The organism is Streptomyces sp. JJ66, assembly GCF_019303495.1.
Classification (GTDB): Bacteria; Actinomycetota; Actinomycetes; order Streptomycetales; family Streptomycetaceae; genus Streptomyces.
In genome coordinates, this window is the sequence record NZ_JAEVFI010000011.1 from 259,154 (window position 1) to 284,413 (window position 25,260).

The window sequence follows — 25,260 nt, forward strand, 5'->3', positions numbered from 1 at the left end:
GGGGCCGTTGTGCACCAAGGAGGCCACGGAAACGGGTGTGACGTGCACCACTAAACACACTCGGCGGCAACTGTCACATTGGCGTTACCGGGCCGAGACATGCTAGGCGTGCCAACCTGGCCGACAAAGCGGACAACTGCGTGGTCGTGGGCTCGTAGTCGGACATTGATCATGCCCGCCCAGCACGCCTGATGACGGATCAAACACCGCGAATCGGGCACCGGGTGAGGGCTTGTGGTGGAGAACACGACGGTTGAGCGGAACGTTCGGGCTCTGGTTCTCTGTTTCCCATGTCCAACGCTCACATACGCAGCCACCGGAAACCCCGGCGTTCCTCACGGAACACGCTCATCCGCTCGGGTGTTGCTGGTGGCGTCCTCACGACTCTCGCGGTGACGGGCGCGGCCTCGCCGTCCTCCGCCGCGGACCAGGCCGCCCCCGACACGGTGGAGCTGCCGACGCTGGACGGGCTCATCAGCTCCGGTACCGCGCGCGCCGCCCAGGCCACGCAGACCATCGCCATCCACTACGACGTGGAGGCCGCGCAGACTCAGGCCGCCGAAGAGGCCCAGAAGTCCGCCGCCGAGACGAAGAAGAAGGCTGAGGCCAAGGCCAAGAAGGAGCGCGAGGAGGCCGCTGCCCGCGCCCTGGCCGAGAAGCAGGCCGAGGAGCGGGCTGCCGAGGCCGCGAAGGAGGCCGCCGAGGCGCCGCGCGCCACGCGCAGCGCTGAGCGCACCGAGGCGCCCGCCCCGCAGGCCGCCACCCCGGCACCGTCGAGCGCCGCCACCGGCAGCGCGTCGGCCATCGTGAACTTCGCCTACGCCCAGGTGGGCAAGGCGTACGTGCTCGGCTCCACCGGCCCGAGCGCCTTCGACTGCTCCGGGCTCACCAGCGCCGCGTACAAGCAGGCGGGCATCAACCTGCCGCGCACCTCGCAGGCGCAGTCCTCCATGGGCACCGACGTGCCGCTGAGCCAGGTACGGCCCGGCGACATCCTGTACTGGGGCGGCAAGGGCAGCGCGTACCACGTCGCGATCTACGTGGGCGACGGCAAGTTCGTGGGCGCGCAGAACAGCGGCACGGGCGTGGTGGAACGCGACATGAGCTGGGACCAGCCCTCCGGCGCGGTCCGCGTGCTCTGAGGCGTCGCGCACCGCTGGCATCAACGCGAACGGGCCGTCACCCGGTAAGGGGGGCGGCCCGTTCGCGTTGACGTGGGTGGGCGCACGTTCCCGCCAGCCAGCTCCCGCCCCGGGGGCGCGCACCCTCAGGAAGGCGGGGTCTTCCCGAGCACCCGGAGGCGGGAACGGGAAGGGGGGCCGGGGCTACGCGCGCGGCGTGACCCGCGTCAGCGCGTTGATGAGCCGGTCCCCCGCGTCGCCGCCGGTCGGATCGGTCAGATTGGCCAGCAGCTTGAGTGTGAACCGCATCAGCACCGGATGCGTGAGCCCGCGCTGCGTGGCCAGCTGCATGACCTTCGGATTGCCGATGAGCTTCACGAACGCCCGGCCGAGGTTGTAGTAACCGCCGTAGGTGTCGGCAAGCGCCTTGGGGTACGCGTGCAGTGCCCGCTCGCGCTGCGCGGCCGTCGCGCGGGCGTGGGCCTGCACGATGACGTCGGCGGCCAGCTGCCCCGACTCCATGGCGTACGCGATGCCTTCCCCGTTGAACGGGTTCACCAGTCCGCCCGCGTCACCGACGAGCAGCAGGCCGCGCGTGTAGTGCGGCTTGCGGTTGAACGCCATGGGCAGGGCGGCACCCCGGATCGGACCGGTCATGTTCTGCGGGGTGTAGCCCCACTCCTCGGGCATGGACGCGCACCACGCCTTCAGCACCTCGCGCCAGTCCAGCTCGCGGAAGGCGCTGGAGCTGTTGAGGATGCCCAGGCCGACGTTGGACGTGCCGTCGCCCATGCCGAAGATCCAGCCGTAGCCGGGCAGCAGGCGGTCCTCGGCGCCGCGCCGGTCCCACAGCTCCAGCCACGACTCCAGGTAGTCGTCGTCGTGCCGGGGCGAGGTGAAGTAGGTGCGCACGGCGACGCCCATGGGCCGGTCCTCGCGCCGGTGCAGGCCCATCTTCAGCGACAGCCGCGTGGAGTTGCCGTCAGCGGCGACGACGACGGGCGCGCGGAACACGGCGGGCCGCTTGTCCTCCCCCAGCTTCGCCTCGACGCCGACGACGCGCCCGGCGCCGTCCAGCACCGGGTCCTGCACGGTGCAGCGCTCATGCAGGCGTGCCCCGGCCTTCTGGGCCTGCCGGGCCAGCTGTTCGTCGAAGTCGTCGCGCTTGCGGACGAGGCCGTAGTCCGGGTAGCTGGCCAGGTCCGGCCAGTCCAGCTGGAGCCGGTGGCCGCCGCCGATGATGCGCAGGCCCTTGTTGCGCAGCCAGCCCGCCTCCTCGGAGACGTCGATGCCCATGGCGACGAGCTGCTTGACCGCGCGCGGCGTCAGCCCGTCGCCGCAGACCTTCTCGCGCGGGAACGCCGTCTTCTCCAGCAGCAGCACATCCAGGCCCGAGCGGGCGAGGTGGTAGGCCGCGGTGGACCCGGCCGGACCGGCGCCGACGACGATGACGTCGGCCTGGTGCTCGGAGGGGGCAGTCAGCTTCGGCCGCGGTTCCGCCACGAGAACTCCCGGAGGGTAGGCGCTGGTACCGGGCAGTCTATGCGCCGGTGTCTTCCGGCCGGACGGCGCGGTGCAGGGCCACGATGCCGCCCGTCAGGTTGCGCCACGCCACGTCCGTCCACCCGGCGCGCTGGAGGCGGCGGGCGAGCGCGGGCTGGTGAGGCCAGGCCCGGATCGACTCGGCGAGGTAGACGTACGCATCCGGGTTGGAGGAGACCGCGCGGGCCGCTGGCGGCAGCGCGCGCATCAGGTACTCGGTGTAGAGGGTGCGCAGCGGCGCGGCCACGGGGTGGCTGAACTCGCAGATGACGACGCGTCCCCCGGGCCGGGTCACGCGCAGCAGCTCGGTCAGCGCGGCGTGCGTGTCCTGGATGTTGCGCAGCCCGAAGGAGATGGTGACGGCGTCGAACGTGCCGTCGCGGAACGGCAGCCGGGTGCCGTCGCCGGCGGTGAACGGCATCCACGGCTGCCGCCGCTTGCCCTCGCGCAGCATGCCGAGGCTGAAGTCGCAGGGCACGGTGTAGGCCCCGGCGTCGGCGAACGGGGCGGAGGAGGTGCCGGTCCCGGCGGCGAGGTCCAGCACGCGTTCCCCGGGGCGGGCGGCGACGGCCCGCGCGACGGCGCGGCGCCACCGGCGGGTCTGGCCGAGCGAGAGCACGTCGTTGGTCACGTCGTATTTGGCCGCGACCTGGTCGAACATCGCGGCGACTTCACGGGGCTGCTTGTCCAAGCTTGCACGCGTCACCCGCCCATTGTGTCCGCACCCCGCCTCCTGCCCGGCACCGGGTGCCCGGCTCGCGGCGCTCAGTCGCGGCGGTACACCAGGCGGCCGGACAGCACCGTGGCCAGGCACGTGCCGTCAGCGGCGCGTACCGCGAAGTGGGCGGGGCCGCCGAGGGTCAGCACGGGCGGCCCGGCGGCGGCCACCACCGGTACCCCGAGCCGCCGTACCGCGGTCCGCACGGCCGCCCGCGTGAACGGCCCGGTCACCGACGTCACCCCCTGCGCCAGCAGCCGTTGCAGGCCGCGCCGCGCGCTGTGGCCCCACCGCGCGTCGTCCATCGCGGGCAGCGCGGAGCCGGTGAGCGGCTCGCTGCCCAGCGTGTCGGCCTCGCGCGGGTCGGGGTGGTAGGTCTGCTCCAGGTACCGCACGGCGCCGGGGTGGCAGCGGCCGGGTTCCACGGTGCCCGCCCAGTGCCGCTGCCGCGCGCCGGGGTGGGCGCGCGCCAGGGCGTCGGCGGGGCCGAGGCCGGCGATCCGGGTACCGGAGACGAGAACGGCGTCGCCACCGGCGGGGACGTGCAGGGTCAGCAAGGGCGTGGCTCAGCCCGCGTCGATGAGCTTCAGCTCGGGGTGGGCGGTGCCGCCGTCGAGCGCGGTGGAGGACAGGTGGGAGACGACGCGGCCGTCCTCGGGGTCGTCGGCCGGGTCGGCGTTGACGCGCAGGTGCTCGTAGGTGGTGGAGCGCTGGGCGGGTACGCGGTCGGCGGCGCGGATGAGGTGCAGCAGCTCGGTGAGGTTGGAGCGGTGCCTGGCGCCCGCCGAGGAGACGACATTCTCCTCCAGCATGACCGAGCCGAGGTCGTCGGCGCCGTAGTGCAGGGACAGCTGCCCGGCGTCCTTGCCGACGGTGAGCCAGGAGCCCTGGATGTGGGCGACGTTGTCCAGGAACAGCCGGGCCACGGCGATCATGCGCAGGTACTCGAAGAGCGTGGCCTGTGTGCGGCCCTTCAGTGTGTTGTTCTCCGGCTGGTAGGTGTACGGGATGAAGGCGCGGAACCCGCCGGTGCGGTCCTGCACGTCGCGGATCATGCGCAGGTGCTCGATGCGCTCGGCGTTGGTCTCGCCGGTGCCCATGAGCATGGTGGAGGTGGACTCCACGCCGAGGGTGTGCGCCAGCTCCATGATCTCCAGCCAGCGCTCGCCGGACTCCTTGAGCGGCGCGATGGCCTTCCGCGCGCGCTGCGGCAGCAGCTCGGCGCCCGCCCCGGCGAAGGAGTCGAGCCCGGCGGCGTGGATGCGCACGATGGCTTCCTCCGCGCTGACGCCGGAGATGCGCGCCATGTGCTCGACCTCGGAGGCGCCGAGCGAGTGGATCACCAGCTGCGGGAACGCCTGCTTGATGGCGGCGAAGTGCCGCTCGTAGTACTCCACGCCGTAGTCGGGGTGGTGGCCGCCCTGGAACATGATCTGGGTGCCGCCCAGCTCGACGGTCTCGGCGCAGCGGCGCAGGATGTCCTCCAGGTCACGCGTCCACACTTTGTCGCTCTTCGGCGGGGCGTAGAAGGCGCAGAACTTGCACGCGGTGACACAGGCGTTGGTGTAGTTGATGTTGCGCTCGATGATGTACGTCGCGATGTGCTCGCTGCCCGCGTAGCGGCGGCGGCGTACCGTGTCGGCGGCCCGGCCGAGCGCGTGCAGCGGCGCCCGGCGGTACAGCTCCAGGGCTTCCTCGGCGGTGATGCGCCCGCCCTGCGCGGCGCGGTCGAGCACGGACGTGAGGTCGGCGTTCTCGCTCACCGGGGCGGCCCCTTCCGACGGGTGGTACGACGCGCCCCAGCCTACGCGAGCGGGCCGGGCGCCCTGGTGGCCGGTGGGGGCGGGTGCGCGGAGTGGAGAGCGGGGGCGTCAGGCGGGCGGCAGGAGGTGCACGCGGACGTCGGCGGGGTAACCGGTGCCGGGGCCGGTGCGGCGCGCGAACTCGGCGACCCCGGCGAGCTGGGCCGGGCCGAGGCGGAAGTCGAGCGTGGTGAAGTAGCGGGCCAGCAGATCGGCGTCGAACGCCTCCCAGCGGGCGGCCTGCTCCGCCACCTTGTGCACCTCCTCCAGCGACAGGTCCCGGGAGGCGAGGAACGAGCGGTGCACCTCGCGCACGGTCTCCGGCTCGCGGGCCAGGTAGTCGCGGCGGGCGGCCCACACCGCGAAGACGAACGGCAGCCCCGTCCACTCCTTCCACATCTGGCCCAGGTCGTGCACGCGCAGCCCGAGCCGGGGCGCGTCGTGCAGGGCGGCGCGCAGGGCGGCGTCACCGATGAGCACGGCCGCCTGCGCTTCCCGCATCATCAGCCCGAGGTCGGGCGGGCAGGTGTAGTAGTGGGGCCGGATGCCGTGGCGCTCGGCGAGCAGCAGTTGCGCCAGCCGCACCGAGGTCCGCGACGTGGAGCCGAGCGCGACCCGCTGCCCGTCCAGCGCGCCGAGGTCGCCCTGGGAGACGATGACGCACGACATGACGGGGCCGTCGCAGCCCACCGCGATATCGGGCAGCGCCACGAGCTGCTCGCTGTGCCGCAGGAATTCCACGAGGGTGACCGGGCCGATATCCAGGTCACCGTTCACCAGCTGTTCACTGAGTCTTTCGGGAGTGTCCTTGGTGAGCTCCAGATCGAGGAGTCCGCCCGTCCTGGCCAGGCCCCAGTAGAGCGGCAGGCAGTTCAGGAACTGGATGTGGCCCACACGCGGGCGGGATCGCGGAAAGCTCGGCAGCGCACTCACACCGGCGAGCGTACGCCTGCCCCGGCGCCCCCGTTCACCAGGGACGACGCGACCAGCCCAGGAGCACTTCCACCCCCGCACGCAGCGTGCTACGCTCGGCGCGAGTTGCAGTTTGGTTTCCTTGCAGTACAAAGCCTGCGGAGCATGTGACCGCGGGCTTTTGTCGTATTCAGACTTACAAGTGTGCTTGCGGGTTCTGGAGCAGGGCGACCCTTATAGGCCCAAGGAGGGCTTATGGCTACCGGAACCGTCAAGTGGTTCAACGCCGAGAAGGGCTTCGGATTCATCGCCCAGGACGGCGGCGGTCCCGATGTCTTCGTCCACTACACCGCCATCAACGCGGCCGGCTTCCGGTCGCTTGAAGAGAACCAGGCGGTGACCTTCGACGTCACGCAGGGCCCCAAGGGCCCGCAGGCCGAGAACGTCACCACCTCCTGACCCGTCAGGAGCTCAAGGAGCCCCCGCCGTTTTCGGCGGGGGCTCCTGCTGTTCGCGGCCCCGCGCTCCCCGGCCCCCTGCCCTGCTCCCTGTCCCCGGCTCTCGGTGGCCGGCTCTCGGTGGCCGGAACCGGGGGCGGCGCCGCTCGGCCGGGGCGCTGGGCCACCGCCCCGCGCGCTTCCGGCCCAGTGCCGCGCGCTACAGCGTCGCGAGGAAGGCGGCCACGCCCGGGGGGCCATCGACCACGAGGTCGGCGCGGTCGGCCAGGGCGGTGACCTCGGTGCTGCCGCTGCACACCAGCAGCCCCGGCGTGCCCCCGGCCCGCCGGGCGGCGACGGCGTCGAACGCCGCGAGGTCGCCGAGGTCGTCCCCGGCGTAGAGAACGGGACCGGCGTCCTTCTCGGCCAGGAAGGCGGTCAGGGCGCGGCCCTTGTCCATGCCGCCGGGACGGAGTTCGAGGACGAAGCGGCCCGGTTCGAGGTGGAGGGCGTGGCGCTCGGCGAGGGTGGCGAGCGGATCGCGCAGGGCGGCGAACGCACCGGCCGGGTCGGGGGCCTGGCGGGTGTGGACGGCGAGGGCCAGCCCCTTGTCCTCCACCCGTACGCCGCTGGGGGCCGCCAGCTCCCGGAGCAGGCCGGGCAGCTCGGCGCGGACGGCGCGGACGCCGGGGTCGGGCGGCGGGGCGGTCAGGCGGCCGGTGCCGGCGTCCCAGCGTTCGGCCCCGTACGCGCCCAGCACGGTCAGGTTCTCCAGGCCCGGCGCGGTGTCGAAGCCGCCGTAGCGGACGGCCAGCCCGGCGGGCCGGCCGGTGATGACGACCAGCGCGCGCAGCCGCGGGGCCAGCCGGGTGAGGGCGGGCAGCACGTCGGGGTGCGGGCGGGCCTGGTCGGGGTCGGCGACGATGGGCGCGAGCGTGCCGTCGAAGTCGAGGGCGACGACCGAGCGCCCGGGAGACGCCCGGAGCGCGGCCAGCCCGGCCCGGCCCTCCGCCGTCGCCACCCCGGGCGGGGAGACGCCGGGCTGGAAGACGCCGGGCCGGGCGTCGGAGCTTCCGCCGGGGCTGCCGTCGAAGCGCGCGTCGGAGCTGCGGTCGGAGCGGTCGCCGGGGCTGCCGTCGGGGTGGGTGTCGGGGCTGGCCATGGCGCCCGAGCCTACCGGCGGCGGCGCTGGGCGTCGCGGCGGCGGCGGAGGCGGTTGATCGTCACCGGGTCGTGCGCCAGGGCCCGTTCGTCGTCCAGCAGGGCGTTGAGCAGCTGGTAGTACCGGGTGGGCGAGAGGTCCAGCTCCTCGCGGATCGCGCGCTCCTTGGCTCCCGGGCCGGGCCAGCCGCGCCTCTCCAGTGCGAGCACGGCCCGCTCGCACTCCGACAGTCCGCTTTCGCTCACGGCGCCACCTCCCCGCGTCCCAACCTATCCGCAGCCGCTGCCGCCCGACGCTGCCGCCGACACGCCCGCCGCCCACGGCGGACGGCGGGTGCTGCCCGGCACGGCGGGGACGGCGTCACACCGCGGACGTCTCCGCGGACAGCGCGCTGCGCTGGAGCGTGCCGAGGACGTTCTCGGGGCGGCCCCCGGGTTCGACGGCCTTGCCGATTCGCTCCTTGACGTCCAGGCTGGTCTGCGCCCAGGACACCTTGCCCATCGGGTAGAAGACGGCGGCGGGCAGCTGCTCCAGGAAGGAGCTCAGGTGCTTTTGCTCCGCGTCCTCGCTCATCCGGTCGGACGCGGAGGTGGTGACGGGCAGCAGGTCGAAGCTCTGGACGAGCGTGGCGTACTGCTCAACGCTGTAGAGGAAGTCCAGGAAGAGGCCGATCTCGCGGCGGTTGCCGTTCTGCTTGAACGCCAGCACCCAGTCGGCGACGCCCATGGTGGACTCGGCGGGCCCCTCGCGGCCCGGCAGCGGCGCCGTCCCGTACTCCAGGTCGTTGTCCCGCGCGAAGTCGATGAGCAGCGGGTGCCCGTTGAGCATGCCCACCTCACCCGCGGCGAAGGCGGTGAACATCTCCTGCCGGTTGGTGTTGCCGGGGCTCTTGCTCTGCACCAGCTCGCCGCGCACCAGCTCGTCCCGCAGCCAGGTGAACGTGCGGACGTTCTCCTCCGAGTCGATCGTGTAGGTGCCGACGTTGTTGGTGAAGCCGCCCCCGCCGCTCAGCATCCACAGCATGGTCTCGGCCGGCGCCTCCTCCGGGCCGAGCGGCAGCCCGTAGGGGATCTTCACCCCGGCGGCCTTGAGCGCCTCGGCGGCCTCGCGCAGGTCCTTCCACGTCTTCGGCGGGCGCTCGGGGTCGAGTCCGGCCTCGCGGAAGAGGGTTTTGTTGTAGAAGAACAGCCGGGTACTGGCGGCGAAGGGCATGCCGTACTGCGTGCGGCGCAGTTCCCCGGCCTGCGCGAGGCCGGGCAGGAAGTCGGCCTGCACGGGTATGGAGAGCAGGTCGTGGGCGGGGTAGAGGTCACCGCCGGCGGCGTAGCTCGCGTAGGAGCCGATCTGGGCGATGTCGGGGGCCTGCCCGGACTCCACCATCTCGGCCACCGTGCGGTCCACGTCCTGCCAGCTCTGGATGGTGACCTGGACGTCGATCTCCGGGTGCTGCTCGCGGAACGCGCTGACCCGGTCGTGCCACCACGTCTTGGAGGAGTTGCCACGGGTGCCGTACTCGGCGGCGACCACGCGCAGGGTCTTGCCCTTGCCGTCGCCCGTGTCGCCGCCGCCGCAACCCGTGGCCGTGAGGCCCGCGCCGCTGACCATGCCTGTGGCCGCGAGGGCCAAGAACCGCCGCCGTCGCACTGCCGTCCCCTTTGGTGGTGTCCGTGCCGCCGGGGCGCGGAGGTGGCGCACCGGAGTCTTCGTGCGCAGGCGAGTTTCACGTGGTGTTCAGCCTGGCGCAAGGTATGAGTCTCCCCCGGATGCGCGGCACGACGGACACCGGGGCTCGGTTACCGGACGGTAGCGCGCTCCCCGTGCCCCTTCCCGGAAGCCGGGGGCCAGCCGGAGCCGGGCCGGGAAGCGGCCGGAGCCGGGCCGGAGTGAGGCCGGAGCCAGGCCGGGAAGAGACCGGGGACGGGCCGGGAAGAGACCGGAGTCAGGACCGGGGGCGGAATCAGCTCAGTGTGCGGTAGCGGCCCTGGAAGTAGGTGAGGGGGCCGTCCGTGCCCGAGCCGCGGACGGCCGCCGTCAGCACGCGGGCGACCAGCAGGGTGTGATCTCCGGCGAGCACGCGCTGCTCGGTGCGGCACTCCAGTTGCGCCAGCGCGCCGTGCACCAGCGGGGCGTGGGCGACATCGCCCCGCTCGTGCGGCAGCTCCTGGAACAGCAGCTGGTCGCTGAGCCTGCCCTTCATCGCGAACCGTCCGGCGACCTGACGCTGGTGCTCGGCGAGCAGGTTGGCCGCCCACAGCTCGCGGCGGGCGAGTACCTCCTCCATGCGGGAGCCGGTGCGCACGCTGAGCAGGACCAGGGGCGGGTCAAGGGAGACCGAGACGAACGCGGTCGCCGTCATGCCGACGTAGGCACCGCGCGGGCCGTCCTCGGGGTCGTAGGCCGTCACCAGCACGACGCCGGCCGCGAGCCGGGCCATGGCGGCCCGGAACTGCTCCTCGTTCACCCCTCCAGGATGGGGGACGCCGGGGCCGGGAGCCGGGGCGGGTGCGGCCGGGTGCTGGACATGGGTCTGCGCTGCTGTCGGATACACGCCCTCGACGCTAACCAGTGCCGCCGCACCCCCGCATCAGGCCCCGGGACCAGTCCTGGTCCTAGGACCAGGGGGTCCGGGGGCGCGGGGCGGGTCTGCCCGGCAGATAGCCCGCAACCGCGCCACGGCATGATCACGCGCCGAGCGGGCATGATCGGTGCCATCGCCACGTGCGTTCGACATATGCGGGAGAGGGGGGGCGGCTGGGGAGGCCGGACCGGGAGCGCTGACACGCCTCCTGTCACCCCAAGCATCCTACTGTGACATGAGTCACAGATGGGATTATTTGTTGACCCTGTGTACCGAGTGAGCAGCAGCCTGTGATTCAGTGGCGGGGGACACTCGGATGAGTGGCATTCGGAGCCTGGCGAAGAGCCACGGGGGGAGGGCGATGGACACCACCGACTCGGAGCCGGCCGTCCGCCTCACCACGCTGCGCCGCCTGCACCAGTCCGTGGCCCAGCTCAACACCGCCCGCAGCCTCGCCGACACCCTGCAAACCGTCGCCGACGGCGTCGTCACCGGCCTTGGCTTCGAGATAGCCGCCGTCAACCTCGTCCGCCCCGACGGGGACCTGGTCGTCGCCGCCGTCGCGGGCAGCACCGGCGCCGAGGCCATGATGGCGGGCCGCGTCGGCTCCCGCGCCTCCTGGGAGCGCCGCCTGTCGATGGGCGAGTCCTGGGGCGAGCTGCGCTTCATCCCCTACACCGAGGGCTGGGTGCTGGACGACGACGACGTCCCGCAGTGGCACACCCCCGGCCCCGCCCCGCGCTACGCGGGCGAGTGGCACCCCATGGACCGGCTGTTCGCCCCCCTGTACACCTCCGACGGCGACCTGCTCGGTGTCATATCCGTCGACAAGCCCCGCACCGGCCGCCGCCCCGGTGCCTGGGGGCGCGAGGCGCTGCAGATGTACGCGTTCCAGGCGGCGATAGCGATAGCCAACGCCCGGCTGCGCGCCAACATGCAGCGTGCCCTGGTCCGGCTGGAGCGCGAGCAGCAGGCGCTGCGGGCCAGCGAGGAGAGCTTCCGGGCCGCGTTCGAGTACGCGCCCAGCGGCATGGCGATCGCGGAGATGGGCGGGGACCAGCACGGGCGGCTGATCAAGGCCAACGACGCGCTGTGCCGCCTGCTGGGCCGTACGGCGTCGATGATGCGCCGCTACTCCTTCTCCGACCTCGTGCACCCCGAGGACATCGGCACCCTGCTGCGCACCGCCGCCGAGGGGGGCCGCGCCGAGTTGCGGATGAGCCGCCGCGACGGCTCCTACGTGTGGGTGTCGCTGCGCAACTCCGTGGTCGCCGACGTCGCGGACGGGCCCCGGTTCCTGCTCACCCACGTCGAGGACATCGAGGAGCGCAAGCGGCACGAGCTCCAGCTCGCGCACCGCGCCAGCCACGACTCGCTCACCGGCCTGCCCAACAGCGCCGAGCTGCGCGCCCGGCTCAGCGCGCGGCTGTGCGAGCGGCCCGTCGCCGTCCCCGAACCGGACGCCCACCCCGCCGCCGCGCACGCGTTCGCCACGCCGGGCGGCCCCGGGGGCTACGGCGGAAGCGGGGTGCGCCCCGGGCACCCCGGGCCTGGTTCCACCGGCGGCCTGGCGGGCGCCGCGTACGGGCCGGACGACTTCGCCGACCTGCCCGGGCTCGGCACCCCAGCCGACCTCGGCACGAGCCTGGACGGCACCGGCTTCGACACCGCGCCTCCGGTCGCGGGCGGCTTCGACCACCACGCCCACGTCACCCACCCCCAGGACGGCACCCCCTCCGACAAGGGTCTGGCCGTCCTCTTCTGCGACCTGGACGGGTTCAAGTCGATCAACGACCGGCACGGCCATCACTGCGGTGACGCGGTGCTCATCGAGGTCGCGCGGCGGCTGACGGCCGGGGTGCGGGACAACGACACCGTGGCCCGGCTCGGCGGTGACGAGTTCGTCGTCCTCGCCGACGGCCTCGGGCAGGCGGACGCCAGCGACCTCGCGGTGCGGCTGCGGAACGCGATCATCCCGCCCATCCGGGTGGAGGGCGGCCGCACCGTGCGGGTCGGTGCCAGCTTCGGCATCAGCTGGGCCTCGTGCGGGCAGTCCGTTGACGAGATCTTGCAATCCGCCGACCAGCGCATGTATGTCGAGAAACGCGCCAGGTCAAAGGGCCATCGGCGCGCCGGATAGGGCCTTCGGGCCCTGGGCGACCCGCCGTGGTATTCCCCCGAACGGGGTAGGCTCGCGGGGTCAGCCGATGCCGTGTGAGGAGAACAGGGGATGACCGCCGGTAACAACGGTACGCAGCCGCCTGAGGGGGACGACCCGTTCGGCTACCTGTACCGAGGGGAAGGCGGCCAGCAGGCCCCGGCCCAGCAGCAGGGCGTTCCCCGCACCTCCTACCAGCACGTCCGTGCCGTCGGTGAGCGGCGGTACAGCGGCCAGCAGGCACCCGCCCCGGCCCAGCAGGCCGCACCGCCGTCCGGCTACGGCTACCCGCAGACACCACCCGGCCAGCCTTCCGGCTACGGCTACCCGCAGGGTCCGCCACCCGGCCAGCCCCCCGGCTACGGCTACCCGCAGACCCCGCCCCCCGGGTACGCGCCGACGCCCGGCGCGCCCCATCCGAACGCGCACTACGCCGCGCCCGAGACGCATCCCGGCGGTCTCCGGACCGGTGCCGCCCCGGGTGGCCACGGCAGGACCGACTCCGGCGGCGGCGCCCGCCGCAACGGCCTCCTGCTCGGCGCGCTCGCGGTGGTCGGCGCCGTCGTCATCGGCGTCGGCGCGGCGGTGGCCTTCAGCGGCGACGACGCCGACCCGGGCGGCCCGGCCGCGGTCGCCGGTGAGCAGCAAGGCGGCTCGGACTCCGGCTCCGGGAAGCAGCAGGACAGCCAGGAGCAGCAGCCCGGGGAGGAGAAGGCGTCGGAGGAGGAGAAGAACACCGACCTCCCCAGCGAGGACGCCTCCAGCCTGCGCCTGGACAACGGCCCCGTTGTCGCCGGGGACGTGTCCGGCTCCCAGGCCCGCGACGGCAACTACGTCACCGGCATGAACCAGCCGGGCGCGAGCGTGACGTGGAGCACCGAGGTGCCCAAGTCCGGGAAGTACCGGCTGTATTACGGCTACACCGTGCCCGGCAAGGACATGGAACTGAGCCTCCAGGTCAACGACGGCGCGCAGCCGAGGAACGTCAACTTCAAGAACTTCGCCCACGGCCCGGAGAACGACTGGGAGAAGTCCTGGACCTACACCTACGCGGAGGTCCAGGTCGATCAGGGCCAGAACACGTTCCGGCTGAGCTGCGGCCAGGGCGACCAGTGCGACGTGGCGATCGACCGGGTGTGGCTCGCGCCGGACGGGGGCTGACGGAGCCGTTCACCCGGGTAGAACCGGCCGCACCGGTTCCACCACCCACTCCCCGCGCCGCAGGACGCCGGTGACGGTGAAGCCGTCGTCCAGGACCACCAGATCGGCGTCCAGGCCGGGGGCGATGGCACCGATGCGGTCGGCGCGGCCGAGCAGCCGCGCCGGGGTGGTGGACACCGCGTGCACGGCCTCGGGGAGCGGCAGCCCGTCCACGGTGACGGCGCGGCGCAGCGCGGCATCCAGGGTGAGCGTCGAACCGGCGATGGCGTCGCCGCCCGCGAGCCGGGCCACGCCGTCCACGACGTCCACCTCCAGCGGGCCGAGCCGGTAGCGCCCGTCGCCGAAGCCCGCGGCGTCCATCGCGTCGGTGATGAACGCGGTGCGGTGCGGCCCCGCGTGGGTGGCGGCCAGCCGCAGCGCGGCCGGGTGCAGGTGCACCCCGTCGTTGATCAGCTCGACGGTGACCCGCTCGTCCTCCAGCAACGCCGCAATCGGCCCGGGCGCGCGGTGGTTCAGCGCGGGCATGGCGTTGAACAGGTGTGTCGCCACAGTGGCGCCCGCGTCGATCGCCGCGCGCGTCTGCTCGTAGCTCGCGTCGGTGTGGCCGACGGCGGCGAGGACGCCGTGGTCCACCAGCGTGCGCACCGCGTCCAGGCCGCCGGGGCGCTCGGTGGCCAGCGTGCACATCACCGCCGTGCCGTGCGCGGCGCGGACCAGCTCGCGCACCTCGGCCGGGTCCGGGTCGCGCAGCAACTCCTCGCTGTGCGCGCCCTTGCGGCACGGCGAGATGAACGGCCCCTCGAAGTGGACCCCGGCCAGCTCCCCTTCCTGCACCAGCTCCGCCAGCATCGACGCCTGCCGGGCCAGGGTCTTCAGCTCCCCGGTGACGGTGGACGCCACCAGCGTCGTCGTCCCGTGCCGGCGGTGGGTGCGGACGCCGGTGAGGACGTCCTCGGCGGTGCCGGAGGTGAAGGACGCACCGCCGCCGCCGTGGTTGTGCAGGTCCACGAAGCCGGGGACGAGGTAGTGCCCAGTGAGGTCGAGCGCCGCCGGGTCCTCACCCGGGGCCGCTTCCACGGCCGCGATCCGGGTGCCCTCGACGGTGACCCGGCCACCGGCCAGCACGCCCGTCGGCGTCACCACCCGGGCGCCGGTCAGCACCAGCCTTCCCGGCGGCGCGGGTGCCCTCACCGGGGCCGGGTCGGATGCCGTGCCCGGGGCCGGGCGGGGTGCCGTGTGTGGGGCGGTCATCGGGTAGCAACCTCCGCGGAGAGCAGGTCCCAGGCGAGGAGACCCGCGCCCAGGCAGCCAGCGGCGTCCCCCAGGGCCGCGGGCACGATCAGGGGCTGCCGCTGGAACGTCACCTTGGCGCTGACGGCTTCGCGGAGCGGGGTGAACAGGGTGTCGCCCGCCTCTGCGAGCCCGCCGCCGATGATCAGCATGCGCGGGTCGAGGAGGGTGAGGGCGGCGACCAGGCCGGTGGCGAGCGCGTCCACGGCGTCCGCCCACACGGCCCGGGCGCGCGGATCACCGGCGGCGACGGCACGGGCGGCGTCGGCGGCGGTGGCGGCCGGATCACCGCTGGCCGTGGCCCAGGCGCGGCCGACGGCGGAGGCGGAGGCGAGCGTTTCCAGACAGCCGCGCTGCCCGCAGCCGCACTCCGCTCCCCGCGGGCGCACGACGAGGTGGCCGATCTCGCCCGCCCCGCCGTGCGCCCCGGCCTCCACCCGTCCGTCGATGCCGATGGCGCCCGCGATGCCGGTGCCCAGCGGCACGAACAGAAAGCGGTCCACGCCCGCTCCGGCGCCGATGCGGCCTTCGGCGAGCCCGCCGGTACGCACGTCGTGGCTGAGACAGACGGGCCCGTGCAGGCCCAGGTGCTCGGTGAGCAGCGCGCGCAGCGGGAGGTCCGTCCAGCCCAGGTTGGCGGCGAAGCGCACCACCCCGGCGGCCTCGTCGAGGAGGCCGGGCACGGCCACGCCAGCGGCGGCGGGCTCGGTGCCGTGCTGCTGGACGCCGACGCGGCGCAGGTCGGCGGCGAAGCCGAGCACCGCCGAGGTGACGGCCTTGGGGCCGCGCTCGCGCCCGGTGGGACGTCGCGCCTGGTGCAGCAGCTGACCGTCCGGCCCGACCAGGGCGGCCTTCATCCCGGTGCCGCCCACGTCCAGGGCGATGACGTATCTCACGGGGGTCAGTGTCCCCGACAAGCGCCAAGAGGTCTAGTCCAGTGGCTTCGGCCCGGCGCGCGTCGGCCCGGCGCGCGTTAGCCCGGACGGTGCCCCGCCGCCCCTGCCACCCGCGTCACCGGCGGTCGGCGGCGCCGTCAGCCGACGAACATGCCCGCGATGGTGGCGCTCATCAGGTTGGCGAGGGTTCCGGCGAGCACGGCGCGGAGGCCGAGCTGCGCGATCTCGCCACGGCGCTGCGGGATGAGGCTGCCGAGACCACCGAGCAGGATAGCCAGGGAGGAGAAGTTGGCGAACCCGGTCAGGGCGAACGTGGTGACGACGGCGGTCTTGTCGCTGAACTGGTCGATCTGCGGGGCGAAGTCGGCGAAGGCGACGAACTCGTTCAGCACCAGCTTCTGTCCGACGAAGCTCCCCGCGTCCACGGCCTCGCTCCAGGGGACGCCGATCATCGTCATCACCGGGGCGAAGACGTACCCGATCAACTGCTCGAAGGAGAGGTCCGGGGCGCCGAACCAGCCGCCGACGGCGCCCAGCAGGAGGTTGAGCAAGGCGATCAGGGAGATGAACGCCAGCAGCATGGCGCCGATGTTGAGGGCGAGCCGCAGGCCGTCGGCGGCACCCCGGGCCGCCGCGTCGATGACGTTGCGGGGACGTTCCGCCTCCGGTTCGCCGCCCGACGGCTTCGTCGCCGCCGCAGCGGCGGTCGCGGCGGCCGTCCCGGCGCTGGCCCCGCCGGTTTCGCCGGTCCCGCTGGTTTCGCCGGTCCCGCTGGTTTCGCCGGTCCCGCCCGCCCCACCGGTCCCGGCCTTGATCCCGGGGCGGGCGCCGCCCTCGGCGACCGTTCCCTCCGCCCGCTCCGGCGGCTCCCCGCCGTCACCCTCCGTCTCCGCCCGGGCGCCGGTGACGACGGCGGGCTCCTCGGTCTCCGGAATGAGGATCTTCGCCATCAGCAGTCCGCCCGGGGCCGCCATGAAGCTGGCCGCGATCAGGTAGTCCAGGCGCGCGCCCAGCAGGGAGTAGCCGACCAGCACGGTCCCGGCGACGGTCGCCAGACCGCCGACCATGATGGCGAACAGCTCGGAGCGGGTGGTGCGCGCCAGGTAGGGGCGGATGAACAGCGGCGCCTCGGTCTGGCCGACGAACACATTGGCCGCGGCGTTCAGCGACTCGGTGTGGCTCGTGCCCAGCAGCACCCGCAGCCCACCACCGATGACATGCACGATCTTCTGCATGATCCCGAGGTAGAAGAGCACTGCCACCAGCGACGCCACGAAGATGACGACGGGAAGCACCTGGAACGCGAACACCGTCCCCTGCCCCTCCAGCAGCCCGCCGAAGAGAAAGCCGATGCCCTCCCCCGAGGCCCCGATCACGGCGTTGACGCCCTTCGCCGCCCACTCCAGCGCCCGCGCACCCTCGTCCCAGTACAGGACGAGCAAACCCACCCCGAGCTGAATGGCCAGCGCTCCCCCGACCGTGCGCAGCCTGATCGCCCGCCGGTTCGTGGACAGCGCGACCGCGATGGCGAGGAGCCCCACCATGCCGCCAAGTCCCCAGAGCACATCCATCGCTGCCAACTCCTCCGTGCGTGCGCGTCATCTGTGCACGACGACCATGCCGCACCCACACACCCGCCACGCACAACCAGCCAGCCCGGCGCGCCCTACCACCTCCGCGTTCCGGCACGACCTGGCGCGGCCGGCACTGAGTTCGCCCACACGGTCGCACGCCGGCTGGTGATCCAGCCGCACCGGAGATCGCGGCAGCCGTCGGGTTCGAGTCGGTGGTGACCTACCGGCACCACTTCGGGCGGCTCACGCGTACGTCGCCGTCGGCGTACCGCCGTGGCTTCCGGGCCGGGCAGCCAGCGCGGAGATGGGTATGGCGGTGATCACCTCGCGTACGCGGTCGGTGTCGTACGGGGTCTCGGTCCTGATCTTCACTGCTGAGGTGTTCCTTCGGTAGTGGTGATGTTCGTGAGTGGGATGCCGTGAGCGGGGCGCGGCTGCGGGTGTGACTCGCCCTCAGCCGACGTGACTGGATCACAGGGTGAGCAGGGCACGGCCGACGTGCTGGAGGTCGGCGAGGGGTCTGAGGGCGAGGCGGACCAGTGCGAGCGGGCTGTCGTCACCGGCGATGCGGTTGGCGCTGAGCTCGCCGCAAGAGGCGCACTCGTGGATGATCATCCACTCGCCGTCCGGGCGGACGGAAACGCCCAGCGCCTCCATCCGACCACGGCAGTCCGCGTCGCGATCGCCTGGGATCTTCCGATCGACGTGCAGGCTCGCCAGGCAGTTCGGGCAGTGGTTGCGGTGCGCGGTGCCCGGTGCGTCCAGGGACACGTCGAGTCGGCAGGACGCGCAGCGGAAGTCGTTCACCCGGTGTCCGCCCTGGGTGTGCAGGACGTCCTTGTGCCGCTGCGGACGGCGCCGCTGCCCTCGCCCGCTGTGGTTGTTGCGTGCCATGAGGTGCTCCTTTCCTGTCAAGCGGTCAGAGAGTCCCGAACGCTTCGAGAGGGAAAGGCGGTTGGGCCAGCGGCCGGACGGCCATGCGCATCAGGATGAGCTGGTTGTCGTCCGTGCACACGGGGCTGGAGGTGAGCTCGTCGCAGCGCACGCAGCGATGGATCACCATCCAGTCACCGCTGCGGAGCATGGCGATGGCGATCGGGGTCATCCGGCCCTCGCAGTCGCTCGAACCGCCCTCGACGTGGTCGAGAACGTGCCGGGAGTGCAGGCAGGACGGACAGTGGTTGCGCGGCACGCCATCGGCGGCGTATGCGGACACGGTCAGCCCGCACCACGCGCAGGCGAAGGCACCGAGGCCGAGAGTGTTGATGTTGGTTGTGGTGTGGCTGGACACCGGGTGCTCCTTGCTGGAAGTCGATCGGGACAGCAAGAGCAGGCCGAGTGGCCTCGTCAGAAGGCAGCCCGACATCGCCGCGGAACGGCGGACAGGCAGATCAGAGCACCGGAGGGCACGTCCGGCAGCAGCCCGGAGAAACGGGCAGCGAACGACAGCGGACGGTTACGCGGTACGGCGAGGCGCACTCGGCGCGGGCCGGAACATCAAACACCCTTTTCCAGGGCACACAGGCCCAGAACGAATCAGAACGACCCCTTGAGGCTAACAGGACATCTCTCTGGGGCGTCAACGCATTATTCGTCACCCGCAGACGGCGGTGCGGTTCCCGTCGCACCCGCCCAGCGCGTGCACGGTCACCGCGGCCCCTCCGGAAGGGTATGCCCCAACGAGTGGGCACGGTCGGACAGCGAAGCGGCCAGAAGATGCGGACCGAACGCGGGCGCCGTCGGCGTCGCCGCAGGTCAGACACGTCGGCGTCGCCGCAGGTCAGACACGACGCGGCAGGCCGCTCGCGCATCTCATTCTGAAACGATCAGCTAGTCCCAGCCGCGTCCCTGGCGTCCCCGTTTGAGGTCGCCGCGTTGGCGCTTGGTGCGCAGGCGGCGCTCGACGACGCGGCGCGGGACCTTGCGGGGCTTGCGCGGCGGACGCGGCGGGGCCGTCGCCTCCGCGAGCAGGGACGCCATGCGCGTGGCCGCCGTCTCCCGGTTGCGCCACTGGGAGCGGTGTTCGCTCGCGCGGACGGCTAGGACGCCGTCGGTCAGCCGGTCGGCGAGCCGCTGAAGCGCGCGCTCTTTCCACACCGGCGGCAGCGCGTCCGTCGCCGCCAGGTCGAAGCGCAGCTCCACCTGGCTGTCGCTGGTGTTGACGTGCTGCCCGCCGGGGCCGGAGGATCGCGAGAACCGCCAGCGCAGCTCCGTCTCCGGCAGGACGACGGAGCCACGGATCACGTAGGGCGGCCCAGACATGCCACCCATGGTCCACGCTGGGACCGGCAGAGCGCATCCCGGTTTCCCCACTCCGTTCGCCGGGGCTGGAACCCGCGCGTACCCCCACCGCGTTGTGGGAAGTGAATGTACCGTCGTCGGCACCAGACGAGCGGAACCACGAGAAAGGGACTTCATCCCATGGCTGTGAGCCTTTCCAAGGGCGGCAACGTATCGCTCTCCAAGGAGGCCCCGGGCCTCACCGCGGTGACGGTCGGCCTTGGCTGGGACGTCCGCACGACCACCGGCACGGACTTCGACCTGGACGCGAGCGCCATCGCGGTCAACGCCGCCGGCAAGGTCCACACCGACCAGCACTTCGTCTTCTTCAACAACACCGCTTCGCCGGAACAGGCGATCGTCCACACCGGCGACAACCGCACCGGTGAGGGCAGCGGCGACGACGAGCAGATCAACGTCAACCTGCAGACGCTGCCCGCCGAGATCGACAAGATCGTCTTCCCGGTGTCGATCTACGACGCCGAATCGCGCAGCCAGAACTTCGGCCAGGTGCGGAACGCGTTCATCCGCATCATCAACCAGGCGGACCAGCAGGAGATCGCCCGCTACGACCTCAGCGAGGACGCGGCCACCGAGACGGCCATGGTCTTCGGCGAGATCTACCGCAACGGTCAGGAGTGGAAGTTCCGCGCCGTCGGCCAGGGCTACGCCTCCGGCCTCACCGGCATCGCCCAGGACTTCGGCGTGGGCGTCTGACGCCCACGTCCTGGCGGCGAGCCCCGCACCACCCGGCGAGGGCCGGGGACGGGCCGTTGGTTCCCCTTCGGCCCTGACGCCCAGCCGCAGCGGCACAGCCGTACGCGCCGGAGGGAGCTGCCCTCCGGCGCGTACGCGTCGCCCTTACCCGGCCGCCCTAGCGAACGCTTTTGACGAACTCCTTGAAGGCGGCCTGCGTCCCCGAACCGGCGATGCCGTCAATCTCCCCCTTGTAGCCGTAGTACCTGAGGGACTTCTGCAGCGACTTCACCGTGTTGGGTCCGACGATCCCGTCGATCTGGTCCTGGTAGCCGTAGTACTTACTGAGGTACCTCTGCATGGCCTTCCAGCTGCCGGAGCCCATCAGGCCGTCGATCGAGCCCCGGTAGCCGTAGTAGTTGTTCAGCCAGCGCTGGAGCTTTTTGGCCTGGGTCTTGCTCAGACCGAGGTTGTTCACCGCCTGCGGGGCGAGGGCTTGGGCGCTTACCGCCTGCGGGGCGGCCGGTGCGGGGGCGGCGAAGCTGGATCCCGCCGTGGCGACACCGCCGAGGGCGATGCCCGCCGCCGTGGTGAGGGTGACGCATGTCTTCGTGAGACGTCGCACGTGTTCTCCTGTCCGGTCTGCGGAACCGACCCGACTGGCCGGCTCGGCAACCAGCTTGCTCAGTGCGCCGCCCAGACCGCCACGGTCCTCGCTGATGTGACGTCAGCAAGGGACGTCCCACCCGCTGACCTGCGGGGACGTTCGCACACCTGACGACGCGGCGGGACAAGAGACGGCACTGAAACCCGCCGTCCCCTTCAAGAAGTACATCAAGGGGTCTTGGCCTTCGCACCCGGCCGCGGGAATGACGTACGCCATGGCCCGGCGTACGCCGGGCTCGGTCTCCCGTCAGCTCCGGCGCACGCCCAGACTGTGCCGCCGCTACCCGAGGGCTTCGCGTGCGTGCAGGGCCGCTTCCGCCAGCGGCAGCCGCGTCTGTTCCCCGCTGCGCATGTCGCGGACGGTCACTTCCCCGGCGGCCTGCTCGCCGTAGCGGACCGCCAGCCGTGTCTTCTGCTCGTCGGCCCGGTTGGCCGTGCCTGATGTATCCCGCTCCTCGGCAATGACGTCCCCTCAGCCGGACAACAGCAGCACGTATTCGATCAAGTCCCTACGCCGGTGAGGGACGTTACGCGGGCGCGAGGCCGTGGGATTACGTTTGCCAGACTGCACACGCGTTTCATTCACCGCGGGGCCGCCAAAGGGCGGCCTGGCGTAGGGATACTTTCGATGCATAGGCCCAGGCAAGGACCGCGATAGCGGCGACGGAAGCCAGGCAGGCGACTAGGAAAAGATCGGAGATGTGGGACCCTCCGTCTGCTGTTTTAGGGAAAGCCAACCAGACGCCGACCAGGCATCCGAGAGCGCCAGCGAGGGCAAGGGGGAGAAGAATACTGACCGCAGAGGCCGTCCAGTAGACGCGACGGTTTCCTGACAGCGCGGAAAGTGGCGCGAGAGCACGTCCGGCACGCAGAAACTCGGCCATTCCTGTGGTCCCAGCAGCGAATGCTAGGGTCGTGATGCCCAGAAATCCAAAGAAGGTGAGCCAGCGCCCCTGTTGCTCGTTCACCTGACTACCGGACAGCCATTCCCCTCCGGCAGTCGCTACGTCTGCCCCCATAGGGAACGAGCGGTAAGCGAGTTGCTTGATATCGCCAACTGATAGGTCATCCCCTTCGGGTGAAACCAGGACCGTACTGGTGAAAGCATCATCAGTGACGGTTTGGCTGACCGGGTCTCCCACACGTACGCTTACCCTCCCCTCAGTTCCTCCATACCAGCCCAGAAGCTCTACCAGCCTGGGGTCTTGTGGCGGACCATTGAGGGGGGAAGGGGAGGTGGAACAACTCAGGGAAAGAGCATTGAGGGCTGGACAGGTACCCTCGATTGTCAGCGTGTTCTCCTCCGGAGGTGCGTGGAAGGCCACAGATAGGGCATCAGGCGCCACAGCTGCTTCAAAGGCTCGTAGTTGTTCGTTCGTGCTCCCAGGCCCTGGTCTGACGACCAGCGCACTCTGGCCGATGCGCTCAATGGTGCTTCTCGCCTGTTGTGCAGCTTCACCGAACTGGCCTTGCCAGGCAACCACCTGAAGAAGCAGTCCGAGAGCAACGGCCACACCTGCTGTCATACGGGCCACGGGGCCAGGATGAGCAGCTGCCCGGCATCCGGCAATGATGAGTCCGGAACTGCCGCTACGGCGCCCTGCCCGGGCGATCAGCCGCCCGGCAAAGGCCATGACGATAGCGATGGCTGCGGGCAAGGTGGCCAAGGCCCCTGCCGCTCCTGCCCAGTTGACCATGACGTAGGGCGTGGTCCCCGGTTCGAAGAAGTCCGGCCCCCGGACAGCGACCAGCAGAAGCACCGGGCACAAGATCGCCCAGCGGGTAGGCGGCTTACGCGTTCCCGTGGGTCGGTTGCCCGCTTGACGCGCGTGACCCAATTGGTCAGTGGTCACGGTTACCGACAGGACCGTGACGGCAGCAAAGGCGATCGCCAGCAGCGCGGCCCACCACCAGGCCCGCATGTCCGCGGCCACGACGACATGTCCGGTCCATGGGAGGCGCAGGTCTACCGTCCAGAACAGCGCAGTCGCCGCTGAGGCCAGTGCCGCGCCGCACAGGACGGGCAAACCTGCCTCTCCCACCACGATCAGTGCGCGGTGTCCGCGCTTTCCGCCGAGTGTTTCAATCAGCGTGGTGCGCCGGTCACGCGCTAGTGCCCCGGTCCGCGCGGCGACCACCAGTAGTACCCCTGCGGGCAACAGCAGCAGAAGGACGGGGAGCACCTGGAAGTTCCACTGGGGTTTGGCGTATTCCGTCTGACCTACCTGGTAGTACACCGGTCCCGTCTCGGGACCGTACCCGACAATCGCCTTGGCCTCATCGGCAGGCAGGGCTAGACGCGGCCGCACGTAGGCCAGGAGTTCGTCCGGTGACTGCAATCCCTGAGCGGTGATGTCCTGCGTTGCCTGCCCATACCGGGTGGCGATACCCTCATCACTCCCTTGCTCCCGTAGCGCGGGAGACAGCGCGGCTTCCCCTCGTGCCGGCCACTGGGTGAGCCCGGGGGGCAGAGGCGCGTCGGCGCTCAGAGGAGATAGGTAGATGACGGGGAAAGGCATGCTGCCCTCCACCGAGTCACCAGTCACATCCCACAGGACTTGCGCGGTGAGCTCAGATGCGTCTTCGTGGAGAACTGGAGTTCGCTCCAGCCCCCTTCGCTCCTGTCCTTGGTAGGTGGCGTGTACTGCCACCATGGAGATGAACGCCAGCGCCAGAAGGGCTGTGGCCAGGGCCAGTGCGGTGAAACGGATCCGCCCTGCCTCCGCGCGCCCTCCGGCCAGACTCCCGATACGCAGGAGACGGCCGCCCAATCCCTGCTGCCTCACGGCGTCACCGCTTCCGTGCCGAGCACACCATTACGCAGCGTGAGTACCTGATCCGCTCGGGCAGCGACGGCGTGATCGTGTGTGACCAGCAGGAGGCCACACCCATACCGTTGCGGAGTGGAGAACAGCACATCCGCGACTTTCTCCCGGGTCTCGGTGTCCAGAGCACCCGTCGGCTCGTCAGCCAACAACAGGGACGGCTTGTTGATCAACGCCCTTGCCACCGCTGTCCGCTGCCGTTCACCTCCGGACAGGTGTTGGCATGTCTCAGCTTCGGCGACGCCCAGCTGCTGGAGGAGGTCAGATGCTTGTTCATATGCCTGCTCCTTGCCGACGCCGGCGAGCAGCGCGGCCAGGGCAACGTTGTCAACCGGAGAGAGCTCAGGAAGCAGCTCACCGAACTGGAACACCATGCCGATGTGCGCACTGCGGTGTTCCGCCAGGTGTCGCCCCGACAGCTTAGCCATTTCCATGCCAGCGACTTTGATGCTTCCAGCTGCCGGGCGGACCAGACCGAGCACGCAGGAGAGCAGCGTGCTCTTTCCTGAGCCACTAGGCCCCGTGATGGCAACCGACCGTCCGGCCTGTATGTCCAACTCCATAGAGGCGAATAGCTGCCTGCTCCCAATATCGTGTCGCAAGCCTTCGATGCTGAGCACCGACTCGCTCACCGACCCGCTCCCCACCGCCACCCGACTCTCCCTTTACGCCATCGCCCGAAGACGCGATGGGGGCGGCGCACGGGCACCGCCCCCAAGAATTTACTGCTGGCAGGATTTCACACCGTGCCTAACGGTACTTCCAGCTCGTGCACGGGTCCGGCTGAAAATTGATGGCCACACATGCCTGAAGAGCGCGCACATAGTTTTTGGTGTCCTTGCGGCTATACACAGTGGTGCCGTAGCCGCTGTGGTTGCGCAGCTCATGGTTGTCATTGTAGCGCCGGTGGTAGTTGGCGTAGGCCGCCCTACTATCGCCCTTCGTGTCCTTCACAGCTACCTGGCCGTTAGTGCCTTTGCTCCAGGCAGACACGCCCGTCCTGTTTGCCACCATGTCGGCGGCGAACGCGGGTGACGAACCCAGCAGCGCAACCGCAGTGACCGCCAGAGCGGCCATTCTCTTCTTGGCACTCATGATGATGAATTCCCCTCCGCCCCTGAAGCGGGGCCGATCTGAGCGCGACGTGGCCAGCACGGGAGCTGAGGCCGCATCACAAACATGGCGCACACGTTCATGCGTCGCGTTCATGATCAACACCAGGCGTTGCATCGGTCAACGATCTTCTCGATGTTGGCCGGAAAACGCCCACTGAGGACGTGCACAAGGCGACCGTGCGGCGCCGGGCCTCGCCCTCTCGTCGGTCCTGACCTCGCCCGGCCCGTGCCGCCGCTACCCGAGGGCTTCGCGTGCGTGCCGGGCCGCTTCCGCCAGCGGCAGCCGCGTCTGTTCCCCGCTGCGCATGTCGCGGACGGTCACTTCCC

The 25,260-nt window shown here is 71.3% G+C and carries 26 protein-coding genes; 5 read left to right on the forward strand and 21 right to left on the reverse strand.

Annotation, left to right across the window (positions count from 1 at the left end):
• The first annotated feature begins 290 nt into the window (after positions 1-290).
• Positions 291-1,142 (forward strand): C40 family peptidase, encoded by an 852-nt coding sequence (locus JJV70_RS10895; protein WP_219047616.1) that lies wholly within the window; start codon positions 291-293, stop codon positions 1,140-1,142.
• Positions 1,143-1,325: 183 nt separating this feature from the next.
• Here the strand turns inward: JJV70_RS10895 and JJV70_RS10900 are convergent, their stop codons facing one another.
• From JJV70_RS10900 to JJV70_RS10920, 5 genes are all read right to left on the reverse strand, one after another.
• A complete protein-coding gene (locus JJV70_RS10900) occupies positions 1,326-2,624 on the reverse strand; it encodes a geranylgeranyl reductase family protein (protein ID WP_219047617.1) in 1,299 nt (432 codons plus the stop codon).
• A 37-nt stretch (positions 2,625-2,661) separates the two neighbouring features.
• Entirely contained in the window at positions 2,662-3,369 is a 708-nt protein-coding gene (locus JJV70_RS10905; protein ID WP_219047618.1) for a demethylmenaquinone methyltransferase, read from the reverse strand.
• A 59-nt stretch (positions 3,370-3,428) separates the two neighbouring features.
• On the reverse strand, positions 3,429-3,938 hold the full coding sequence (locus JJV70_RS10910) for a hypothetical protein (protein ID WP_219047619.1): 510 nt from the start codon (positions 3,936-3,938) through the stop codon (positions 3,429-3,431).
• Between the two features lie 9 nt (positions 3,939-3,947).
• Positions 3,948-5,144 (reverse strand): cyclic dehypoxanthinyl futalosine synthase, encoded by a 1,197-nt coding sequence (gene mqnC, locus JJV70_RS10915; protein WP_219047620.1) that lies wholly within the window; start codon positions 5,142-5,144, stop codon positions 3,948-3,950.
• A gap of 108 nt (positions 5,145-5,252) precedes the next feature.
• Positions 5,253-6,116 carry a menaquinone biosynthetic enzyme MqnA/MqnD family protein gene (locus JJV70_RS10920; RefSeq protein ID WP_374227274.1) on the reverse strand — a complete coding sequence of 288 codons (864 nt, stop codon included), beginning with the start codon at positions 6,114-6,116 and terminating at the stop codon, positions 5,253-5,255.
• Positions 6,117-6,350: 234 nt separating this feature from the next.
• Here JJV70_RS10920 and JJV70_RS10925 point away from each other — a divergent pair, with 234 nt between their 5' ends.
• A complete protein-coding gene (locus JJV70_RS10925) occupies positions 6,351-6,554 on the forward strand; it encodes a cold-shock protein (protein WP_219047621.1) in 204 nt (67 codons plus the stop codon).
• 198 nt (positions 6,555-6,752) lie between these two features.
• Here the strand turns inward: JJV70_RS10925 and otsB are convergent, their stop codons facing one another.
• From otsB to JJV70_RS10945, 4 genes are all read right to left on the reverse strand, one after another.
• A complete protein-coding gene (gene otsB / locus JJV70_RS10930) occupies positions 6,753-7,694 on the reverse strand; it encodes a trehalose-phosphatase (RefSeq protein ID WP_219047622.1) in 942 nt (313 codons plus the stop codon).
• 11 nt (positions 7,695-7,705) lie between these two features.
• Positions 7,706-7,939 (reverse strand): DUF3263 domain-containing protein, encoded by a 234-nt coding sequence (locus JJV70_RS10935; protein ID WP_219047623.1) that lies wholly within the window; start codon positions 7,937-7,939, stop codon positions 7,706-7,708.
• A gap of 115 nt (positions 7,940-8,054) precedes the next feature.
• Entirely contained in the window at positions 8,055-9,299 is a 1,245-nt protein-coding gene (locus JJV70_RS10940; protein ID WP_219047657.1) for an extracellular solute-binding protein, read from the reverse strand.
• Between the two features lie 352 nt (positions 9,300-9,651).
• Complete coding sequence (locus JJV70_RS10945; RefSeq protein WP_308294771.1) at positions 9,652-10,155, reverse strand: flavin reductase family protein; 504 nt, start codon at positions 10,153-10,155, stop codon at positions 9,652-9,654.
• Between the two features lie 478 nt (positions 10,156-10,633).
• Here JJV70_RS10945 and cdgB point away from each other — a divergent pair, with 478 nt between their 5' ends.
• Together cdgB and JJV70_RS10955 are read left to right on the forward strand one after the other, a co-directional pair.
• Positions 10,634-12,412, forward strand: coding sequence for a diguanylate cyclase CdgB (cdgB, locus tag JJV70_RS10950; protein ID WP_219047624.1), 1,779 nt, complete (start codon positions 10,634-10,636; stop codon positions 12,410-12,412).
• Between the two features lie 90 nt (positions 12,413-12,502).
• The gene (locus tag JJV70_RS10955) at positions 12,503-13,591 is read left to right on the forward strand and encodes a hypothetical protein (protein WP_219047625.1); all 1,089 of its coding nucleotides are present in this window, start codon (positions 12,503-12,505) and stop codon (positions 13,589-13,591) included.
• Between the two features lie 9 nt (positions 13,592-13,600).
• On the opposite strand, the gene nagA is transcribed toward JJV70_RS10955, so the two are convergent.
• From nagA to arfB, 7 genes are all read right to left on the reverse strand, one after another.
• Positions 13,601-14,842 carry an N-acetylglucosamine-6-phosphate deacetylase gene (gene nagA, locus JJV70_RS10960; protein WP_219047626.1) on the reverse strand — a complete coding sequence of 414 codons (1,242 nt, stop codon included), beginning with the start codon at positions 14,840-14,842 and terminating at the stop codon, positions 13,601-13,603.
• Positions 14,839-15,777 carry an ROK family protein gene (locus JJV70_RS10965; RefSeq protein ID WP_219047627.1) on the reverse strand — a complete coding sequence of 313 codons (939 nt, stop codon included), beginning with the start codon at positions 15,775-15,777 and terminating at the stop codon, positions 14,839-14,841. The genes nagA and JJV70_RS10965 overlap by 4 nt, the downstream gene beginning before the upstream one ends.
• Before the next feature lie 137 nt (positions 15,778-15,914).
• Positions 15,915-17,348 carry a NupC/NupG family nucleoside CNT transporter gene (locus JJV70_RS10970; RefSeq protein WP_219047628.1) on the reverse strand — a complete coding sequence of 478 codons (1,434 nt, stop codon included), beginning with the start codon at positions 17,346-17,348 and terminating at the stop codon, positions 15,915-15,917.
• A 246-nt stretch (positions 17,349-17,594) separates the two neighbouring features.
• Positions 17,595-17,723, reverse strand: coding sequence for a hypothetical protein (locus tag JJV70_RS22670; protein WP_257573706.1), 129 nt, complete (start codon positions 17,721-17,723; stop codon positions 17,595-17,597).
• Positions 17,724-17,822: 99 nt separating this feature from the next.
• On the reverse strand, positions 17,823-18,245 hold the full coding sequence (locus JJV70_RS10975) for an RNHCP domain-containing protein (protein ID WP_219047629.1): 423 nt from the start codon (positions 18,243-18,245) through the stop codon (positions 17,823-17,825).
• 25 nt (positions 18,246-18,270) lie between these two features.
• A complete protein-coding gene (locus JJV70_RS10980; RefSeq protein WP_308294772.1) occupies positions 18,271-18,642 on the reverse strand; it encodes an RNHCP domain-containing protein in 372 nt (123 codons plus the stop codon).
• A gap of 539 nt (positions 18,643-19,181) precedes the next feature.
• The gene (arfB, locus tag JJV70_RS10985; RefSeq protein WP_219047631.1) at positions 19,182-19,613 is read right to left on the reverse strand and encodes an alternative ribosome rescue aminoacyl-tRNA hydrolase ArfB; all 432 of its coding nucleotides are present in this window, start codon (positions 19,611-19,613) and stop codon (positions 19,182-19,184) included.
• A 159-nt stretch (positions 19,614-19,772) separates the two neighbouring features.
• Between arfB and JJV70_RS10990 the strand changes: the two genes are divergently transcribed.
• Positions 19,773-20,348 (forward strand): TerD family protein, encoded by a 576-nt coding sequence (locus JJV70_RS10990; RefSeq protein ID WP_219047632.1) that lies wholly within the window; start codon positions 19,773-19,775, stop codon positions 20,346-20,348.
• A gap of 157 nt (positions 20,349-20,505) precedes the next feature.
• On the opposite strand, the gene JJV70_RS10995 is transcribed toward JJV70_RS10990, so the two are convergent.
• From JJV70_RS10995 to JJV70_RS11015, 5 genes are all read right to left on the reverse strand, one after another.
• Positions 20,506-20,952 carry a peptidoglycan-binding domain-containing protein gene (locus JJV70_RS10995; protein ID WP_219047633.1) on the reverse strand — a complete coding sequence of 149 codons (447 nt, stop codon included), beginning with the start codon at positions 20,950-20,952 and terminating at the stop codon, positions 20,506-20,508.
• 321 nt (positions 20,953-21,273) lie between these two features.
• Positions 21,274-21,456, reverse strand: a complete 183-nt coding sequence (locus tag JJV70_RS11000) for a His/Gly/Thr/Pro-type tRNA ligase C-terminal domain-containing protein (RefSeq protein WP_219047659.1) — start codon at positions 21,454-21,456, stop codon at positions 21,274-21,276.
• A 115-nt stretch (positions 21,457-21,571) separates the two neighbouring features.
• Entirely contained in the window at positions 21,572-23,779 is a 2,208-nt protein-coding gene (locus tag JJV70_RS11005; RefSeq protein ID WP_219047634.1) for an ABC transporter permease, read from the reverse strand.
• Positions 23,776-24,381: an ABC transporter ATP-binding protein gene (locus JJV70_RS11010; RefSeq protein WP_219047660.1), complete on the reverse strand. Its 606-nt coding sequence runs from the start codon at positions 24,379-24,381 to the stop codon at positions 23,776-23,778. The genes JJV70_RS11005 and JJV70_RS11010 overlap by 4 nt, the downstream gene beginning before the upstream one ends.
• Before the next feature lie 187 nt (positions 24,382-24,568).
• Positions 24,569-25,048, reverse strand: a complete 480-nt coding sequence (locus tag JJV70_RS11015) for a hypothetical protein (RefSeq protein WP_219047635.1) — start codon at positions 25,046-25,048, stop codon at positions 24,569-24,571.
• Positions 25,049-25,260 lie beyond the last annotated feature (212 nt).

Coding starts and splice junctions, on each gene's coding strand:
- JJV70_RS10895 (WP_219047616.1), top strand. CDS start 291: ATGTCCAACGCTCACATACGCAGCCACCGGAAACCCCGGCGTTCCTCA.
- JJV70_RS10925 (WP_219047621.1), top strand. CDS start 6,351: ATGGCTACCGGAACCGTCAAGTGGTTCAACGCCGAGAAGGGCTTCGGA.
- otsB (WP_219047622.1), bottom strand. CDS start 7,694: ATGGCCAGCCCCGACACCCACCCCGACGGCAGCCCCGGCGACCGCTCC.
- JJV70_RS10940 (WP_219047657.1), bottom strand. CDS start 9,299: ATGGTCAGCGGCGCGGGCCTCACGGCCACGGGTTGCGGCGGCGGCGAC.
- cdgB (WP_219047624.1), top strand. CDS start 10,634: ATGGACACCACCGACTCGGAGCCGGCCGTCCGCCTCACCACGCTGCGC.
- JJV70_RS10955 (WP_219047625.1), top strand. CDS start 12,503: ATGACCGCCGGTAACAACGGTACGCAGCCGCCTGAGGGGGACGACCCG.
- nagA (WP_219047626.1), bottom strand. CDS start 14,842: ATGACCGCCCCACACACGGCACCCCGCCCGGCCCCGGGCACGGCATCC.
- JJV70_RS10970 (WP_219047628.1), bottom strand. CDS start 17,348: ATGGATGTGCTCTGGGGACTTGGCGGCATGGTGGGGCTCCTCGCCATC.
- JJV70_RS10975 (WP_219047629.1), bottom strand. CDS start 18,245: ATGGCACGCAACAACCACAGCGGGCGAGGGCAGCGGCGCCGTCCGCAG.
- arfB (WP_219047631.1), bottom strand. CDS start 19,613: ATGTCTGGGCCGCCCTACGTGATCCGTGGCTCCGTCGTCCTGCCGGAG.
- JJV70_RS10990 (WP_219047632.1), top strand. CDS start 19,773: ATGGCTGTGAGCCTTTCCAAGGGCGGCAACGTATCGCTCTCCAAGGAG.
- JJV70_RS11010 (WP_219047660.1), bottom strand. CDS start 24,381: ATGGAGTTGGACATACAGGCCGGACGGTCGGTTGCCATCACGGGGCCT.
- JJV70_RS11015 (WP_219047635.1), bottom strand. CDS start 25,048: ATGCAACGCCTGGTGTTGATCATGAACGCGACGCATGAACGTGTGCGC.